Below are 17,054 nucleotides of genomic sequence, written 5' to 3' on the forward strand. Positions count from 1 at the left end.
CGATGCTCTACGTTATGCTTGCTGCTGGATTTCTTATGTTGTTTTTTGGCGGTGAAGCATTAATTCGCGGCGCCGCATCGTTAGCAAAACGCATCGGCGTTTCTCCATTGGTGATCGGTTTAACTGTAGTGGGCTTTGGTACGTCAATGCCGGAAATGGTGGTGAGCGTTCAGGCGTCGCTTGTAAAACAACCTGATATCTCCGTCGGAAACGTGGTTGGAAGCAACATCGCCAATATTCTATTAATACTGGGCGTCACTGCGATCATATCCCCTCTGAAATGCAAACCTGCTTTGTTGTACCGCGACTCTAGCATCATGGTTGCCGCCACTATTTTCTTTGTTACCATATCGTTTTGGGGAACGATCGGGGCTGCGACCGGCGTATTCATGTTGGCGTCATTGGCGGCGTTTATTTTTTACACCTATTGGTCAGAAGCAAAGTGGAACGCCCCTTCAGCCGAACTCCGAACGCAAACCGCTGATTTGGCGCCGCAAGAATACAACATCATTTTCAGCATGACGTTAATCGTGATCGGCCTTGGGTTGTTAATTGCAGGTTCACGTTTTTTTGTCGGCGGCGCAGTCGGTTTGTCGCGCCAGTGGGGCGTTCCCGAAGCGATCATCGGGCTTACTCTGGTCGCAGTCGGAACTTCGCTTCCTGAACTTGCAACATCAGTTCTTGCTGCATTTCGCGGTCAAAGCGATGTCGCCGTCGGTAACATCATCGGCAGTAATATTTTCAATATATTGGGAATACTCGGCGTTGCGTCCATCATAGCGCCTATTGCAGTCTCTTCTCAAATTGCTACCTTTGATAATTGGGTGATGCTCAGCGTCGCGCTTTTGTTATGTTCGTTCATGTTTACCGGATGGAAAATCAGCCGCTGGGAAGGCGCTATTTTTTTAGTGGTATATTGCGTATACATATTTATCTTGTATTAGTTGAGTAAGATCGAATTGAAGCAGGAATAATGAAAATACGCATATTGGAATGATGATGACTAAATGCGAACCGGCGCCGCATATCGTGATGCTTCACAAAGCGTATCCCCCGTGGGTGGGCGGCGTGGAGCGGCATATTCGCGATGTGAGCGAGGCGTTGGTTGAACGCGGGTGGCGCGTAACTGCGCTCGTCTGTAATGACGCGCGGTTTGAAACCCGCGAATGGCGCGGCGGCGTTCGGGTCATTCGCGTCCCGCGATGGGGAAGCGTGTTATCGCAGCCGTTAACGACTCGGTATGCGCACTGGCTAAAGCGCCTGAAACCGGATATCGTCCATGCTCATACGCCGTTTCCGCTGGCGTGGCTGATGGTCAGGCGTGTCCCGAAATCAACGCCCGTCATCTGCACTTGGCATAGCGACATTGTCCGGCAAAAAGCGATCATGCCGCTGCTGCGTCCATTTGAATTAGGATTTCTAAAGCGTTGCAACCAGATCGTTGCGACTTCGCCGCGATTGATTGAATTTTCCCGTGCATTGCGCCCAGTGAAAGACCGATGCGTATCTATTCCATTGAGTTTGCCGCCTTGCGGTCACAACAAACTGAGCAATGCTATCGCTTTTTCAGAAACCCAGCCGGAGCACGCGAAACCTACCTTATTATTTGTTGGACGCTTGGTTGGCTATAAGGGCTTGAAGTATCTTATACAAGCAATGAAATCACTCGACGCCCATCTATTGATCGCTGGCGACGGCCCGTTGCGGGGCGTATTACAAACTCAGGTGGAACGCGCGGGACTCGCTGACCGAATTTCATTTCTTGGGTATGTTGATGATGAGACAAAGCGAAGTTTATATCGCGCGGCGGACGTATTTGTCTTGCCTTCGGTTTCAGCCAATGAAGCGTTTGGCTATGTGCTGCTTGAAGCCATGAGCGAAGGGCTTCCAGTGGTGACTTGCGATTTGCCGACTGGAGTTTCGTATGTGAATCAACATCAACAAACGGGCTTGATTGTTCCACCCAAAAATGCGGACGCATTAAGAGAAGCCATACAGCTATTAATCAGCGATATATCATTGCGGCGCGAATATGGAGCGGCTGCCCGGCGGAGAGTTGAGTCGGAATTTGATTTCAATCGAACTCTTGATTCGCTTGAGGCGGTTTACCGTCAGTCGCTGCCGGGTTGAATCCGCTGATTTTCCGGCATGATTTCATCTGCAATTATTGTGATCCGTCGCAGTTCATTTTGGACTTCAAGGCGTTTTGCTTCCATTACTGTTTTGTCTGCATCGGCTGGAACTTCGATTGGGTTTCCAACAACCTGGCGGATTTTTCCGAAGGGCAGGGGGGCAATGAACTTGTCCCAACTTTTGTGAAAACGAATGCATCGGCTGCTTGACCAGGCAACAGGCAAAATGGGGATCTTCGCCAAGTGCGCCAATTGAACGATTCCTGCGTGAGCAACTTCTCGCGGACCGCGCGGCCCATCGGGGGTGATCGCGGCGCATTTTCCATCTTTTAAGTGATGCAATAAGTCTCGGAGTCCACCGACGCCCCGGTTCGAACTCGAACCCCGGCTTGCATGGAAACCAAAACGGTACATGGTTTGAGCGATGAACTCACCGTCCCGGCTTTGTGAAACCAGCGTCGAGATTTTTGTGTTTTTGTAATAGTAAAGAGGAAATATCTGGCAGCTGTGCCAAAAACAAAAAATGAATGGGCCGTCTTCTCGAATTTGTTTCTTCGTGAATGGCCTGCCGATTGCTTCAAAGCGGTTTGTGATCCCGACCGCCTGAATATAGGCGTAGGCGGCGTAAGAAGCGAGAATTGGGACGCGATTTGAATCAGACATGCTTTATCGTTATCGCTAACGGAGTTCTGCGCGGCGCACTTCGCGGTCCATATCGCGGCGCTTAATGTCTTCACGCTTGTCAAATTGCTTTTTGCCTTGCGCCAATGCAATATCGAGTTTGGCTTTGCCCCGGGTAAAGTAAATTCGCAATGGAACCAGCGTATAGCCTTTTTGCTGGACTTTGCCAAACAAACGCACGATTTCGCTTTTGTGCATCAGGAGTTTGCGGCGGCGCTTGGGGTCATGATTAAAAACATTGCCCTGTTCATAGGGGCTGATATGGCAATCGTATAAGAAGATTTCTCCATTATTGATGCTGGCGTGGCTATCTTGCAGGTTGGCTTTTCCTTGACGCAACGATTTGACTTCGGTGCCTTGCAAAACGACGCCAACCTGGAAGGTTTCTAGAAAATGATAGTCATATCGCGCTTTTCGGTTTTGCGCGACGATCTGTTTTGGATTGTCTTCTGAGTGTGCTTTTGACATAATTAATTCATTCTATATTTCTGGCAATCATCATGCGTGTATTTATTGTAAGAATCAATGCCTTACGTGTTTGTGGGTCAAGTCTCCCGACAATCTTCGTTTTTGCGTTGCCTCACGATATGATGACCGTTGTTGATGATATGGAAACATGTTCATCTACGCATGGGAATACTTCATCGAAAGGTAACAATTAAATGATGTTAGACGCGCTGAAATCACGAATCAAAAACCGCGAAGCTGTCGTCGGGGTGGTGGGGTTGGGTTACGTTGGGTTGCCCATCGTGATGATTACGACGCAAGCAGGATTCCGAACCATTGGGTTTGATATAGATAACAAAAAAGTTGAGTCCTTACAAAAAGGGGAATCTTATATTCACCATATTCCCTCAGACGATATCAAAAAATTACGCGATGGCGGTTTGTTTGAAGCGACCACTGCGTATAAGCGTTTATCCGATGTGGATGCAATTCTCATTTGCGTACCAACGCCGTTGAACGAATTCCGCGAGCCTGATCTCGCCGCCGTTGATGCAACCGCAGATGCGATTGCTGAAACGCTTCGTAAAGGGCAGCTGGTTATTTTAGAAAGCACGACCTACCCCGGTACCACAGAAGAACGCATCCGTCCGCGTTTAGAAGAAAAAGGCTTTAAGGCGGGTGAAGATTTCTTCTTGACCTATTCGCCTGAGCGTGAAGACCCGGGCAGAAAAGACCATACCACCCGAACGATTCCGAAGGTGTTTGGCGGGACAACGCCAAATTGTCTTGATGCGGGTACGACCTTATATGAATGTATTTTTGAAACGGTTGTGCAAGTATCCTCGACGCAAGCGGCGGAATTGACGAAGTTGCTGGAGAATATTTTCCGCTCCGTCAACATCGCTTTAGTGAACGAACTCAAAATGCTCTGCGACCGCATGGACATCGACGTGTGGGAAGTCATTGGCGCCGCGTCAACCAAACCGTTTGGCTACCAACCATTTTATCCTGGCCCTGGATTGGGCGGACACTGTATTCCCATAGATCCATTTTATCTTACTTGGAAAGCGCGCGAGTATGAATTTTCGACCCGCTTCATTGAGCTCGCTGGCGAAGTGAATACGGGAATGCCGCGTTTTGTCGTCGGTAAATTGGTCGAAACATTAGCGAAATCCGGCGTCTTAATTAAGGACGCTAAAATTCTTGTCCTTGGCGTTGCATACAAAAAAGACGTTGATGATGTGCGCGAATCGCCTGCGCTTAAGGTCGTTGAAATAATGAAAGAATGGAATATGGATGTGAGTTACCATGATCCGTATATTCCTGTGTATCCCAAAGGCCGCCATGGCGATCTTGGGCTTTCTTCGGTTCCTCTCACGAAAGAGACAGTAGAAAATTCGGACGCGGTATTTATCTTGACCGACCATAATTGCATCGACTATTCGTGGGTGGTTGAACACGCAAAGATAGTAGTTGATACGCGCAACGCCACCAAAGACGTTGCAAATCACCGGGAGAAAATAGTTAAGGCGTAATGATGAACCAAGAGACGTCGCGGGAGCAGGTCGCTCATGATCTGAAACGCTACTATCAGACTAGCACGCTTTACCGCGACGATCTTCAGACGCATGATGAGCGTTTTCTGGAGCCGTATCTCATATTAATTGAACGCTACGTTCAACCGCCTGCGCGTGTGTTGGACGTAGGCTGCGGGACGGCGCTTTCAACCCGGATGTTGATGCAGCGCGGGTTTGATACCGTTGGCGTTGACCTTTCGCCGCTGTTTTTGCGCGTCGAAAAAGAAAGCCATCCCGCGACGGATTTGTCTGCTGCCGACGCGACCCAACTTCCATTTGAGGACGAGTCGTTCGACGTGGTTGCTGCGTTTGAATTTATTGAACACGCGCCGAATGTTCCCGCGTTGTTGGATGAACTCAAACGTGTGCTGCGGCCGCAAGGATTCTTATTCTTTCATTCGCCAAACCTCATCTCACCCTACCTGCCCGCGTATGACATCGCCCGAATGATGTGTGGCGGAGAGGGGCGCCCCGTGTTTGCTGAGACTCTTTCGCAAGCCTGGGGATGGTTGGGTGGAAATTTAATGTTATCTCTTAAAAAATGGGCGCATCCAAAACCCGGCTTTACCTACCGGGACCCGGATTTGTCCGAACGCCGCATCGGAGGCGACGCCGACAGCGTCTATCTGGCAAACCCGCTGGATTTGGCGTCGTATTTAAAACGACATGGGTTTATCATTGACCAACGCGCTCATGCCATGAGCTTTAAGAACAAAGTCTTGGCTGCGGTAACGCCGAATTTTGCGCCTTACATGGGATTGGTCGCCCACAAACGGAGCCGAACATGAGAGGCAAGAACGCGCCCATTCTAGAAGCTCGCTCGTTGGTGAAGCGCTTTGGCGCCCGCACTGTGGTGAATCAAGTAAGCGTTGAAGTTCACGCCCGCGAAATTGTAGGACTGTTAGGCCCTAACGGAGCAGGCAAGACAACCTCGTTCCGTATGATTATGGGTATCTTGGCGCCGGATGATGGAGAGATTTTTCTAGACGGCGTCGATATCGCCCGGCGAACATTAACGCAACGCGCGCGCATGGGCGTCGGGTATTTGGCGCAAGAGCCGTCCATCTTTCGCCGTCTGACCATTGAGCAAAATATCATGGTTGTGTTAGAAAACATGCCCTTAAGCGCATCCGAACGCAATGCGCATTGTCGTCAATTGCTTAAAGAAGCCGAACTCACTCACCTATTGGGCCGCAAGGCGGAGACGCTTTCGGGCGGCGAAAAACGCCGATTAGAAATTTGTCGCGCCTTGGCTGCGCGCCCTCGAATCTTACTACTGGATGAGCCGTTTTCCGGCGTGGACCCGATTGCGGTGTCGGAACTACAAGACATCATTCAAAAACTCAAAGAACGCGGTCTTGGTATTTTGATTACCGACCATAGCGTACGTGAAACGTTGGAAGTGACTGACCGCTCTTACATTATTCACGAAGGCAAAATCCTCACCCAGGGTTCCGCAAATAAACTGGTCAAAGACCCCATTGTGAGAGAGACATACCTGGGTGAAAAGTTTTATTATCGTGACGAAAAGTAATTAGAGAGAATCCGTATTTTCGAGTCTCGCATATAATGTGGGTAAACTTGTTATAGGAAATGATTGTGCGCAAAAGCAGCCCAAAGGAAATTGAAGAGCGGATTCAAGAGTTTAATTCCCTTTGCCGGGAACACGGCCTCAAAGTAACTCATCAAAGAATTGAAATCTATCGCGCGTTGCTTGAATCAGACGATCATCCGACTGCGGAAGATGTCTATAACCGCATTCGCGATAAAATTCCAATGGTTTCGGTTGACACCATTTACCGCACACTCGCGCTCTTTGAAGAACACAAACTTATTTCACGAGTTCAGTGCTTATCAGATAAAGGGCGCTTTGATAAAAATTTGGATAAACACCACCATTTTATTTGCGTAGAATGTAAGTCGGTTTTTGATTTTTATTGGCCTGAATTTGAGAAAATTTCTTTGCCCAAAAGCGCAAAAGAATATGGCAAGATTATGAATGAAAAAGTTGAACTGATGGGCGTCTGCAATAAATGCCAAAATTACAATGAGTGAATCTCCCCTAGATTTTTTCTGCATTGCAAATAAGAGCAATTCTTTTTAAAGATTATATATTATCTGGGTGGAGGGGACAACGTGCTGTCTAATTCAATTGAATTTCAACGACATGGATGTCGCGTTCGCGATCTTTGGCGGTTGTGATGATGTTGCCCTCTGCGTCTGACGCGACGCTTTGTCCGCCATAAATCCAACCCGTCCATGGACCTTTGCTGATGGCGCCGACAAGGTCGGTTCCGACTAACGGGGCGCCGATGGTCAACGCTGCGCGGGATACCGTCTTCTCGAGTTCTTCTCCATGGCGCGGCCATTTGTCTTCCGGCGCCGCCCATCCATACGGAACAAGCACTAAGTTGGGTTTTAATTTTGCCATTCGTTGAAGGTTTTCTTCAATGAAACTATCCGCGCAAATCAACAATCCAATTCGCCCGAATTTTGTATCAACAACTTTGATGTCGGTTCCAGGCTGATAAGACGGCGTCATCAATTCGGAGAGGATATTCATCTTGCGATGCTTGAGGAGGATACTCCCTTGATCGTCGATTAGAATCGCAGAGTCATGTAAATCGGCGCCATTTTTTTCCGCAAGGCCGATACAGATATAAATAGAATAATGTTTCGCCAATTGGCAGAGCCGGTTGCTGTCGTCGCCCGGGATGGGGAACGCCCGCTCATGAGCGTCGCTGTTGACCCAGCCTAAAATCGCGGTTTCTGGAAAGCAAATAATCTCTGCATTTGAGGCTTTCGCTTCCTGTATCGCGTTTTCAATGCGTACAAAATTTCCTTCGCGGTCGCCGTCGAGGCAGAAGATTTGCGCCATCGCCACGCGGACGGAATCTGGAGGATTTGACATAGACTGCTCCTTCTTTGACGGCGTAATGACCGCGCTGGTGAGTAAGCGAAAGGCTTCGTTCAGCGGGTGAGGCTCTTCGGGCATATCGCCGATGCGTGAATCGTTCCACGAAATGACGATATCGAGGCCGGGCAAGACTGCCATGCCGCGCATTCCATTGCGGTGGCCCAGGGCGGAGAACACGTCATGCGGCGCATCAGGCCAGCGCCGTTCGCTTTTTGCATTGACGCCGTTGATCCACCATAGCCAACTATAACTACCAACATGGTCGCATTGATTATCGGGGATGCGCTCAGAGCCAAGTGAACGCTGGCCTGCAATCATATCCGCTGCTTGTTTTCCTGCTCGCGGAAGGTCGGCGGGCAAGGGTGAAGTGATCGCTTGTTTGGCTAACGCTGCATCGAGTAAGCGCTTTTCGCCCCATGCTCCATCATGTTGATACAACAGCCCAAAGCGGGCAAAGTCTCTCGGCGAAATCGAGACGCGGCCCGGACGATTTCCTGACCCGAAGGCCATCATACTGGGATTGTCCTGACATTGAATCAAATCAGTGAGCATTGGATGAAATACGGTTTCATCCACATTTTCAAACTCTGCTTTGTAAACGCCTTTAAACAGGCTGTCCCAGAAAAGCGCCATCTGCCAGTCGTTATAGGCGAATGCGGTTCCAGGGGCTTCAACCAACCCATAGCAAGAAATCTGGTTCGCCATGTGTCGCCATGTGATTTTACGGTCAGGATATCCCTTGTCAGCATTAATGTCATTCAGGCGAGGCTCTAATTCAACAACGGGCTGGTCGAGGTTGGGGATGCGCTTGTCTTCCAGCGCTTTAAACAGAAAATGCGAAAACAACGGTTTACAGGCGGAGGCCACGTCGCCGCGTTTTTTATAATTGCCCCATGTATAAACCTGGTATCCATGCCGGGCGATGAAACCGCGTCCGCCGAGGTATTCGGCGACTTTGTCTAATGTCGCTTGCTCTAGTTCGACTTCTTGCGGAGAACGCGTTTTCCATTCAGCGCCGGGAAGCGTTTGCTCAAGCGCGAACGCGGGAAGTCCAAGCATGATTGCCGCAATTAGTCCCCAGTATTTCATTCTCTAATCTCCCTGCGTATTTTTTACACTGTATCAAAAATAGCGGAAAGCATCCAGGTAGTTTTACTGCAATGGCTTTGCGTGAGTATGTTGCCTGTGGTATTTTGGTGCAAGCATGAATTGAACATTGGGAGGCATCCATGAACGAGAATAACAATCAGAAATCAAAACGGCGAGACTTTATTCAATCTTCAGCAGTTGGCGCAGCGGGCTTGGTGTTAGTTAGCCCCAAAACGGCGTTCAGCGCGACGGCGAATTCAAAAATCGAGTTTGGCGTCATTGGCTGTGGAGGCCGTGGGCAGTTTATCACGCGAAAATTATTTCAAAATGCAGAAGATGACGTGCAGATTGTTGCCATACAAGACCCGTTTAAAGACCGCACCACTCAAATGACAGACCGCTACCCCATTGATGATGCGCGGGTCTATACGGGTATGGACGCTTACAAGGGATTGCTCGATCAGAACCTCGACGCAGTCGTCGTCACCAGCCCACCGTATTTTCACCCTCAGCAAGTCAAGGAGGTAGTCGATGCAGGCAAGCACGTCTGGATCGCCAAGCCGGTGGCGGTGGATGTCCCCGGGTGCCAAAGTATTTTAGAGAGTTCCAAAAAAGCGAAGGGCAAGTCGAATTTTCTGGTTGACTTCCAGACTCGCAATAGCCCGAATTTTAAAGAATGTATGAAGCGCGTCCATGCGGGCGCTATCGGCGAGCCAGTCTTGGGGCATGTCTACTATCATGCTGGACGGCTTGGCGCGCGTCCGTCAGAGGGGATGTCGAAAGGCGAGGCTCGGCTACGCAATTGGATGTTCGATATCAAACTTTCAGGCGATATTATCGTTGAACAAAATGTTCACGTTTTAGATGTTGGTAATTGGTTCCAGAAAGACGCGCACCCAATCAAAGCCGTCGGTACCGGTGGACGCAAAGCGCGGACGGACATCGGAGATTGCTGGGACCATTTTGTGATTGCCTTTACCTATCCAAACGATGTGAAAATCGACTTCAGTTCCGCGCAGTTTACCAAAGGCTATGACGACCTCTGCGCCCGCATGTATGGCAGCAAAGGCACGGCGGAGACGCACTACTGCGGCGCGCAGTGGGGCAGAGGCCCGGTTTCGATCTTCGGCGACAACCCCTGGCCGGGCGTCGAACGCGACAACACTTGGGATAGCGGCGTCGATAATAATGTGAAAGATTTCATCGCGGGCGCCCGCTCTGGCAAATTCGTGAATCACGGCGACTATGCGGTCAGTTCAACTCTCACAGGCGTCTTGGGGCGCACCGCCGCCTATTCTGGCGAAGAAGTCACCTGGGATGAAATGATGAAGAAGAACGAAAAGTTTGACGCAGGACTGAAGTTGTAAGCCGGGTAGGGTGGGCGCAAATTGTATAGCAATTTAGCCCACCCTATTACTCCATTATTATGGCGTACGTTTCAATAACACTCCCAGTTGGCGGCGGCGGATTCCTCGTTGATCGTCGCAACATAGACGTCATGTCCCCAATATGTTGCAGGAAGGCTTATTTCTGATTCGTCTTCGGGAACTAAGGGATAACCGACAGAAAATGCCACGTTAGAACCATCGTAAGACGGATAAAACCAGCTAGAGACACTCATGTACGGGTGAGACACTACAAGGATGGCTTTTTGAGTTTCGCGGTCATAGCGATAAATATTTTTTTGTCTTGCGAAAAACAAATAACGTCCATTCTTTGTCATTTTGACATTATTCCATCCTTCATTTAATAATGCACCGAATTCGTTCTGCATCGGAACCACTTCCAAGGCTTGTTCGATTCGATCAAGAATATATAAATTCCAGGTTACAGGTTTTCCGTCAAAGACTAACACCGTTTCGGGACTAATATTGGTGGCATTGGAAAAGAAAAATATATATCGTCCATCTCCGCTGATCGTTAAAAATCTTACATCAGCATTGGCCTCATTCCCCTCCTCATCGGCTGAGAGTAATTTCACTTCTCGGGATTCACGGTCATACAAATACGCCATTATAGGGCTTTTAAAATCAGTTATATTTTTTGTGAACACGATAAATCGTCCATCATCACTAATGTCGAATTCGCTTGGTCTACCATAAAGGGGGGCGCCCTGGTCATTGCGCCAGTAGTCGCCTAATTGGCCTTTTTCAATATCATAAATAAAAAATCCCCAATCGAGGAATTCTTGGCTCTCTGGAATGATCAGCGGGTCTTTGGAACGGCAAAGTATTTTTGCATTGTTAAAGAATTTAAACGTATAACCCATTGATAATATTTTGTTGTCATCATACAAGTTGGTGAATGTAAGTTTGTTTTTCACTCGATCATAGTGATAGATGTTTTCCAGGTAGATGTTTTGAATAGACGGAATGGCGTCTGTCACATTTGAAATGTAAGCAACGGCGGAGGCATCAGGCGACAACTGGCCATACAGCGCATTGGCCTTTAACATTTGGCTGCCGTCTTCTTTCACCGAAACCCGCTCAATCTCGCCGCTTTCGCGGTCATACAAAAATTGGTCATAGCCATAGGTAAACTTCAATGGCCCCAAAAATGTTTCGCCAACCGATTTCTCTCTATTGGTGTCATCATCAACGATCCCATTCTCATGGCTATAAAAAAGAACATACCGTCCGTCACTAGAGATATCGCTGGGAAACGAGTAACCGACCGCGCTGCCGTCTGGGTATTTTGAAATCAATTCATACTCAATTTCGACCGCACATACAGAAAGATAACTGACAATGAATAATAACGAGATAATGAACGCTATTTGTTTCATGATTTATGCTCCTTTTAAGATAGTGCGGTCGAGAGATATCCCCCGACCGCACTGATACACAAGCAATATCAAACTGGCTCAATTATGATGACAATTCTTGCCATATCGTGTTGATCTAAGTAGGCTCCTTGATCATAATCGATTGCGAAATAGAGCTTGCCGACGCCATATTCATGTTCAGGATGATAAATAGGCATTTCTTCGTCGTAGCCGTCTGAACCAATAATACTGGGGTAGGCTATTTGATAATTTGATGACGGCGCTAATAACAAAAAGCCTTCAGACCACTCTGTGATTGGATCCCCATCCGAAACATGCATATAGATCGCGCCATTCGCGTCGCCTGGATAGTCGCCGGTACAGACCATGACGTACATATTGAGCGCTTCGTTGTAGTGGACCGACGGAAACGCCCTCCATCCGCCTTCTTGAAATGGCAAAATCGAAGTGGAATACCACTCTTCAAAATTTCCAGATGGTACGCCTAACCATTCGTTATCATCATAGGCGTCATCATCGTCAGCGTCATAATATTTGTGCCATTGATTATAGACTGACCCAACACGCAGGCGGTCGATGTAATGGGCGCCGATTCGCGCAACGCATATATTGTCAAGGTAATTTGTGTCCGTTCCCCCAACAACAGGGAATCCTAAAGATGTGTATGGAGTAGGGAAATATTCAATTCCAGTGGAGTATAAATTCAGCCATCGGGTATAGAACATGTAATATATGCTGCCGATTTTGATGACGCTTGGCGCGCCTGCGCCGACCAATTCACGTTGCCCGTCCTCCGTGGCAAGTCCGATTAGTTCGCTCGTTTCAGGCTGAAAACAACGGATCATTTCAATTGAGTTACCGGTTCCAATGCGGCTGAAGTTGTGAGGATCGTTCGCTGTTGTTGAGCGGGCGTAACCAACGCGTCTATATCCGGTATGGTCATCCTCTGCACCATATCTATCAAATGGAGAAGCATTTTCATAAAAATCTTCTGCATGATAAAAGGCGTGAATATACCAGTTGTTGTCGTAAGCATTAGTTGCCCCAAATGATGAGCAGATTCCGCTGTAGTTATACCAAACGCTATCATCATTATATGGCGAGTCTAAGATATATGTGGGTGTCCCGCTGGTTCGATAAACATTATTATCGATATCGCTTGCGCCGATGGCAAAAAAACTTTGCGTGGTCGACTCAATTAAAATTGATCCCCAAGTATCAGGCGACGCGTCGAGAGTTGCATGAGTCGACGCATACCAAGTCGAACCAATCTTGAATGTGTTCAGCGCATTATCTGGAATTTGGGCCAAGTCGTGGATCGGTGTATCCTCAACAGAACCCATAAGAATATCGGGCGTAGTGGTTTGAATGACAGCGTTGTTGACGCGATATACGGCTCCGCTAGAGGTTTCTACTTTGGGATCAGCCCAGCGAATATCAAACGTCATCCCGATGATCGAGAGTTTTGTCCAGCGCCCTTTTTGCGTCGCGACAACGTGTTTTGGAACTCGTGAAACAAGATCAATTCTCACTTCGCGTCCGGTCCACTCACTTAAATTGCATACAATTCCTTGTGCGGTAAATTGTTCAGACTCAATCTTAAATACTTTTCTATGCGTGTTCGGCGAGAGCGGCTCGCTCTCAAACCGATGGCTGAATTGCCAACTTTCGGGAGCGTCCTTGGGGCGTTCATATACATCGATATGAAATTCGGCGGGGCTTTCTTTGCCTTCAGAATCCAAGAACAAATCATAACCAGCCTGTAGTTGGATTCTTTTATATTCTTGAGGAAGATGAACAGTGTAAGCGCCACGGACTTCAGAATCATCCTGGCCAAACGTTAGTTCTAAATCGACGTCAATCGTTGGCGCTTTCGTGTTCGGGTCAATGTACAGTTCGTCGCTTAGTGATTGCCCCGAGCCATTGATCCCGCCAAGTTTAATCCCCTTGTCCACGCGGCCGCCGAATGCGCTTCGCTGTCCTAATTCCATGGTTTCCTCGCTGGTGCTTGACCAAGCCCCATCGGAATAGTCGAGGATGAGGTTTTTAACCGTTTTGATACTATGTTTTCCCCTGTTTTCGCTGCCAAGCGTCTTTCCAATGCTAGTCTGATTTCCAAACAATATCACAACCCCCAATAAACAACACAAAGCAGTTACGGTTCGATGGTCTGTTCTCATGATGCCTATCCTTTTCTTGGGTGTATTTGTAGGGTTCATTATGAAGAACCCATTTATAATATTTTATATATCACAATATTAATTTTCCATCAATATAATATTTATTAAATTTATAATAAGTTACATATAAAATTATATTGAAATCAATGAATGCTCTTTTTGGCGGTTTGCTTATTTGGATTGGGACGCCGCTTTTTTTTGTTACAAGCCGCTAGACACCCGCGTTGTTCTCTTTAAGAATGTAGAGGCGGAGGGGACAACATGGCAAAACAAAAACGGCCCTGGCGCTTTTTGATCGAAGGCGTCGTTGTTGGTTTTATTCTTGCGGTGATACTTCTTGTCGCCGTACCGCGCATGTTGCGCGAGCAGCAGCGTTACGCCAGCCACCATCCAGATACATCAACCACCAGCATTACGCACACTGGCGACCCGTTTCATATCGCCATCTTTGGACGCGGCTATTTCGAGTTTGCGCTGCCGGACGGAAAAGTCGCCTATAGTCGCATATCAGAATTTAAATCAGAGCAAGGGCGGTTGCTCAGCATTCATGGCTACCCGATATCAAACATTGCGAATGGCGCATTGAACATACGCTATAGCATTTGGCCTGACGGCTTTATTTATAATCAATCGGGACGATCTTTTAAATCCGATTTACAAAATTCAATCCCCGTTTTTTTATTTGAAGATTCGGGCCAGTTAGAAGACATGGGCGACGGCTATTACCGTCCGACGGCTGGCAGCGGCAAACCAATCAAAGTGAAACCGTTTGCTCATACCGGTGGAGGTATTTTGCTGCAAGGCTGGAAGTTGGAACGCACCTCACATTATGGAACCCCTCCTCACCAAATGGTGAATGAGAATCACAACGGGCTTCGCGATTATCCGAATGAGGCGATCATTGAAAGCGACGCTGCAAATATGTACGCAATTGAAGGACGGGGTTTTGCGGCGCTGCTGACGCCGGACGGTCGATTGGGATACACCCGTGTTTTACGTCTCGCGCAAACGCCGCAAGGGCATGTTGTCCGCGCGTTCCCGCCAACCAAGCCCTATCAAAAATTCACGTATGCCGGAGAACTCGAAAAAACAGATACTGCGAGTTATCCATTTTTAGTGGGATTGCCAATCGTACGTAAATTGATCGAAGACAGTTCCGGCCCGTTGGCGGTGCGCGCCAATCCGTTTGCTTATGCAAAACCGCTCAGCGACCAAGAGGAAATTATTTCAATTTCGATGCAGTACGGCGTCCGGCGCGGTCATCATCCGTATGCGTTTCAAAATCAGGAAGGCGTATGGTACGCGTTACAAACTTCACCGGAAAATGGAATGAAGAACGTCGATGATTTTACCGTATTGACCAATGAATTGGGCCGTCCGTTTCTCGTTCCTCAGGCGGAATATTGCTTGTCGCTAGCAGACATTGAAAGCATCCAGTTGTTTGATTTTGATAACCCAAAAGCGCTTCAGTATCGCTTAAACGGCGTCTATGCGCCAACGGACCGCTCCGGCCCCGCGACGCTGCTTTCTCCACAAGCCGCCGGGAAATTAAAGCGTGGGTCTATCAATCAAGTGGAGGCGCTGACGCCATGAGACGCCCACGTTATGGTTCGCAGTCTTTGACGTACTTCGCAATTGGCTTGGTGATCGGCGTTGCGGCGGCGTTAGTGTTTCGCACAATTTATCATGCCGCCAACATACCGGAGGCGCGGCGGCTGTTTCCTGATACGGCGCCGCAATATCTCGAAGAAACCGGAAATCCGCTCGACCTCGCTATTAACGGCCCCGGGTTTTTCGCATTTGAAGATGAAAACGGCAACTGGGTATTTAGTCGCGAGTCTGGGTTTGTTATCAACAAAGACGGAAAACTCGCGAGCGAACATGGTTATCAGTTGGTTTCAAGAGGGACTATTCGGCCTGCGCTTGTCGGCAGCGTGGCAGCGAAGCCAAAGATCGGCTCAAAATATAATCCTGAAGACATTCACATAGATAACAGTGGTATGGCTTGGATCATTCACCCCGCATCAAAGATCGCCCAGCCGCTTCGGAACATTCCACTCTATCGTTTTCCATCACAAAAGAACTATGTGTGGGGCGGAGAACACTTTTGGTTTGGTCGTCCACCGGGTGAGACGCCAATTGAAATCTCTGCTGCTCTCTCACCGGTAGAACCCATGATCTGGCAGGGATATCGCTTAAGAAGCGGCCCGCCGCCGGGAGAGAAAAACCCCTTTAACGTGAATGGGCCGTATCACAACGGCCCCAAAAATATTTTGGGTGAAAACCTAATCAAGACAGACCGAGAATTAGACTATGGAATTTCTGGTGACGCTTTTGTTGCAGTCAATCTGGCGGCGGAACGATTGACTCCGGCGAGAACCCCCGTCTCAAATTTCGTAGGTTTCACTCGATGGGTATCACTGGATGAAGATAAAAATGGAAAATTGGAGAGAAAATTTTCTGGACGTCTTCTCTCTTCTCAAACGCCGTTGAAGCCGATGCAAAGATTGCATTTGACAGAAAATGTCCCTTTGATTACGAAGATTGAAATTGAATCTATTGCCCGTTCAAACCAGACTTCAAGTATGGAGCCGCCTGATGGATTTATCGCCCCGACATTGGGGGTTCCTACTTTGGATGCCGATTTGTATAACGAAAAATTTGGCGAGGAACCTTTTCGGCTGGTCGCGAGAGAAGGGGAAGTGGACGCCAATACAATTGATGAGATCGAACTCTACCGTTTCGCCAATCCACAAAATTTGCATTATATTCGCAGCGGCGTCTATACGGCGAACGATCTGTCCGGCCCGCCGATTGCGGTTCCAAAAGACGAATCCAGAGGGATGTTAAAACAAGGATACTTGAATGACGTTGAGCGCTTGAAGCCGTAGCTAGGCGCTTGGCTCTAACTTGCCAATGCGTTCAAAGTCATAGCCGCGCAAGGTGCGTTCGACGACATTATTGCAGCCAAAGGCGCACAAGTTTTGTTTGCCCACTCGAACGCGTTCCAACGCTGAGACGATGAATGGAACGCTGTCAAAAGCGACCGCTGCCAGTTCTGAGCAATCAAGCGCCAACTTTTTGGGGCGGTTTTTACCTAACGCTTCAATTTTGCGGCTGAATTCAATGGCGTCGGGTTTTTTCATCACGCCCACAATTTTTATTACGACGCAATCTTCATTTTCAGTGATCTCAACCTTCATGCCTGTCTCCAATAATTCCAATGAATGTGATACGCCCCTCATG

General features: G+C 48.3%; 15 protein-coding genes. 9 read left to right on the forward strand and 6 right to left on the reverse strand.

Annotation, left to right across the window (positions count from 1 at the left end):
- The first annotated feature begins 2 nt into the window (after positions 1-2).
- Complete coding sequence (locus P9L94_02440; protein MDP8242912.1) at positions 3-944, forward strand: calcium/sodium antiporter; 942 nt, start codon at positions 3-5, stop codon at positions 942-944.
- A 49-nt stretch (positions 945-993) separates the two neighbouring features.
- Positions 994-2,130: a glycosyltransferase gene (locus tag P9L94_02445; protein ID MDP8242913.1), complete on the forward strand. Its 1,137-nt coding sequence runs from the start codon at positions 994-996 to the stop codon at positions 2,128-2,130.
- Here the strand turns inward: P9L94_02445 and P9L94_02450 are convergent.
- Together P9L94_02450 and smpB are read right to left on the reverse strand one after the other, a co-directional pair.
- Positions 2,112-2,795 (reverse strand): lysophospholipid acyltransferase family protein, encoded by a 684-nt coding sequence (locus P9L94_02450; GenBank protein MDP8242914.1) that lies wholly within the window; start codon positions 2,793-2,795, stop codon positions 2,112-2,114. The two genes, P9L94_02445 and P9L94_02450, sit on opposite strands and share 19 nt — an antisense overlap.
- A gap of 15 nt (positions 2,796-2,810) precedes the next feature.
- A complete protein-coding gene (smpB, locus tag P9L94_02455) occupies positions 2,811-3,281 on the reverse strand; it encodes an SsrA-binding protein SmpB (GenBank protein ID MDP8242915.1) in 471 nt (156 codons plus the stop codon).
- A 194-nt stretch (positions 3,282-3,475) separates the two neighbouring features.
- Here smpB and P9L94_02460 point away from each other — a divergent pair, with 194 nt between their 5' ends.
- From P9L94_02460 to P9L94_02475, 4 genes are all read left to right on the forward strand, one after another.
- Positions 3,476-4,795 carry a nucleotide sugar dehydrogenase gene (locus tag P9L94_02460; GenBank protein MDP8242916.1) on the forward strand — a complete coding sequence of 440 codons (1,320 nt, stop codon included), beginning with the start codon at positions 3,476-3,478 and terminating at the stop codon, positions 4,793-4,795.
- Entirely contained in the window at positions 4,795-5,625 is an 831-nt protein-coding gene (locus tag P9L94_02465) for a methyltransferase domain-containing protein (GenBank protein MDP8242917.1), read from the forward strand. The genes P9L94_02460 and P9L94_02465 overlap by 1 nt, the downstream gene beginning before the upstream one ends.
- Positions 5,622-6,371 carry an LPS export ABC transporter ATP-binding protein gene (gene lptB / locus P9L94_02470; GenBank protein MDP8242918.1) on the forward strand — a complete coding sequence of 250 codons (750 nt, stop codon included), beginning with the start codon at positions 5,622-5,624 and terminating at the stop codon, positions 6,369-6,371. The genes P9L94_02465 and lptB overlap by 4 nt, the downstream gene beginning before the upstream one ends.
- Before the next feature lie 65 nt (positions 6,372-6,436).
- Positions 6,437-6,892, forward strand: coding sequence for a Fur family transcriptional regulator (locus tag P9L94_02475; protein ID MDP8242919.1), 456 nt, complete (start codon positions 6,437-6,439; stop codon positions 6,890-6,892).
- Between the two features lie 88 nt (positions 6,893-6,980).
- Here the strand turns inward: P9L94_02475 and P9L94_02480 are convergent, their stop codons facing one another.
- On the reverse strand, positions 6,981-8,843 hold the full coding sequence (locus tag P9L94_02480; GenBank protein MDP8242920.1) for a carbon-nitrogen hydrolase family protein: 1,863 nt from the start codon (positions 8,841-8,843) through the stop codon (positions 6,981-6,983).
- Between the two features lie 140 nt (positions 8,844-8,983).
- Here P9L94_02480 and P9L94_02485 point away from each other — a divergent pair, with 140 nt between their 5' ends.
- Positions 8,984-10,210, forward strand: coding sequence for a Gfo/Idh/MocA family oxidoreductase (locus P9L94_02485; GenBank protein ID MDP8242921.1), 1,227 nt, complete (start codon positions 8,984-8,986; stop codon positions 10,208-10,210).
- A 71-nt stretch (positions 10,211-10,281) separates the two neighbouring features.
- On the opposite strand, the gene P9L94_02490 is transcribed toward P9L94_02485, so the two are convergent.
- Positions 10,282-11,628 (reverse strand): hypothetical protein, encoded by a 1,347-nt coding sequence (locus P9L94_02490; GenBank protein MDP8242922.1) that lies wholly within the window; start codon positions 11,626-11,628, stop codon positions 10,282-10,284.
- A gap of 68 nt (positions 11,629-11,696) precedes the next feature.
- On the reverse strand, positions 11,697-13,808 hold the full coding sequence (locus tag P9L94_02495; GenBank protein ID MDP8242923.1) for a hypothetical protein: 2,112 nt from the start codon (positions 13,806-13,808) through the stop codon (positions 11,697-11,699).
- Positions 13,809-14,069: 261 nt separating this feature from the next.
- Between P9L94_02495 and P9L94_02500 the strand changes: the two genes are divergently transcribed.
- Together P9L94_02500 and P9L94_02505 are read left to right on the forward strand one after the other, a co-directional pair.
- Positions 14,070-15,401 carry a hypothetical protein gene (locus P9L94_02500; protein MDP8242924.1) on the forward strand — a complete coding sequence of 444 codons (1,332 nt, stop codon included), beginning with the start codon at positions 14,070-14,072 and terminating at the stop codon, positions 15,399-15,401.
- Positions 15,398-16,699 carry a hypothetical protein gene (locus tag P9L94_02505; protein ID MDP8242925.1) on the forward strand — a complete coding sequence of 434 codons (1,302 nt, stop codon included), beginning with the start codon at positions 15,398-15,400 and terminating at the stop codon, positions 16,697-16,699. The genes P9L94_02500 and P9L94_02505 overlap by 4 nt, the downstream gene beginning before the upstream one ends.
- Here P9L94_02505 and P9L94_02510 read toward each other — a convergent pair whose 3' ends face one another.
- On the reverse strand, positions 16,700-17,011 hold the full coding sequence (locus P9L94_02510) for a hypothetical protein (protein MDP8242926.1): 312 nt from the start codon (positions 17,009-17,011) through the stop codon (positions 16,700-16,702).
- Positions 17,012-17,054: the final 43 nt, after the last annotated feature.

The organism is Candidatus Hinthialibacter antarcticus (genome assembly GCA_030765645.1).
In the GTDB taxonomy this organism is placed as follows: Bacteria; Hinthialibacterota; Hinthialibacteria; order Hinthialibacterales; family Hinthialibacteraceae; genus Hinthialibacter; species Hinthialibacter antarcticus.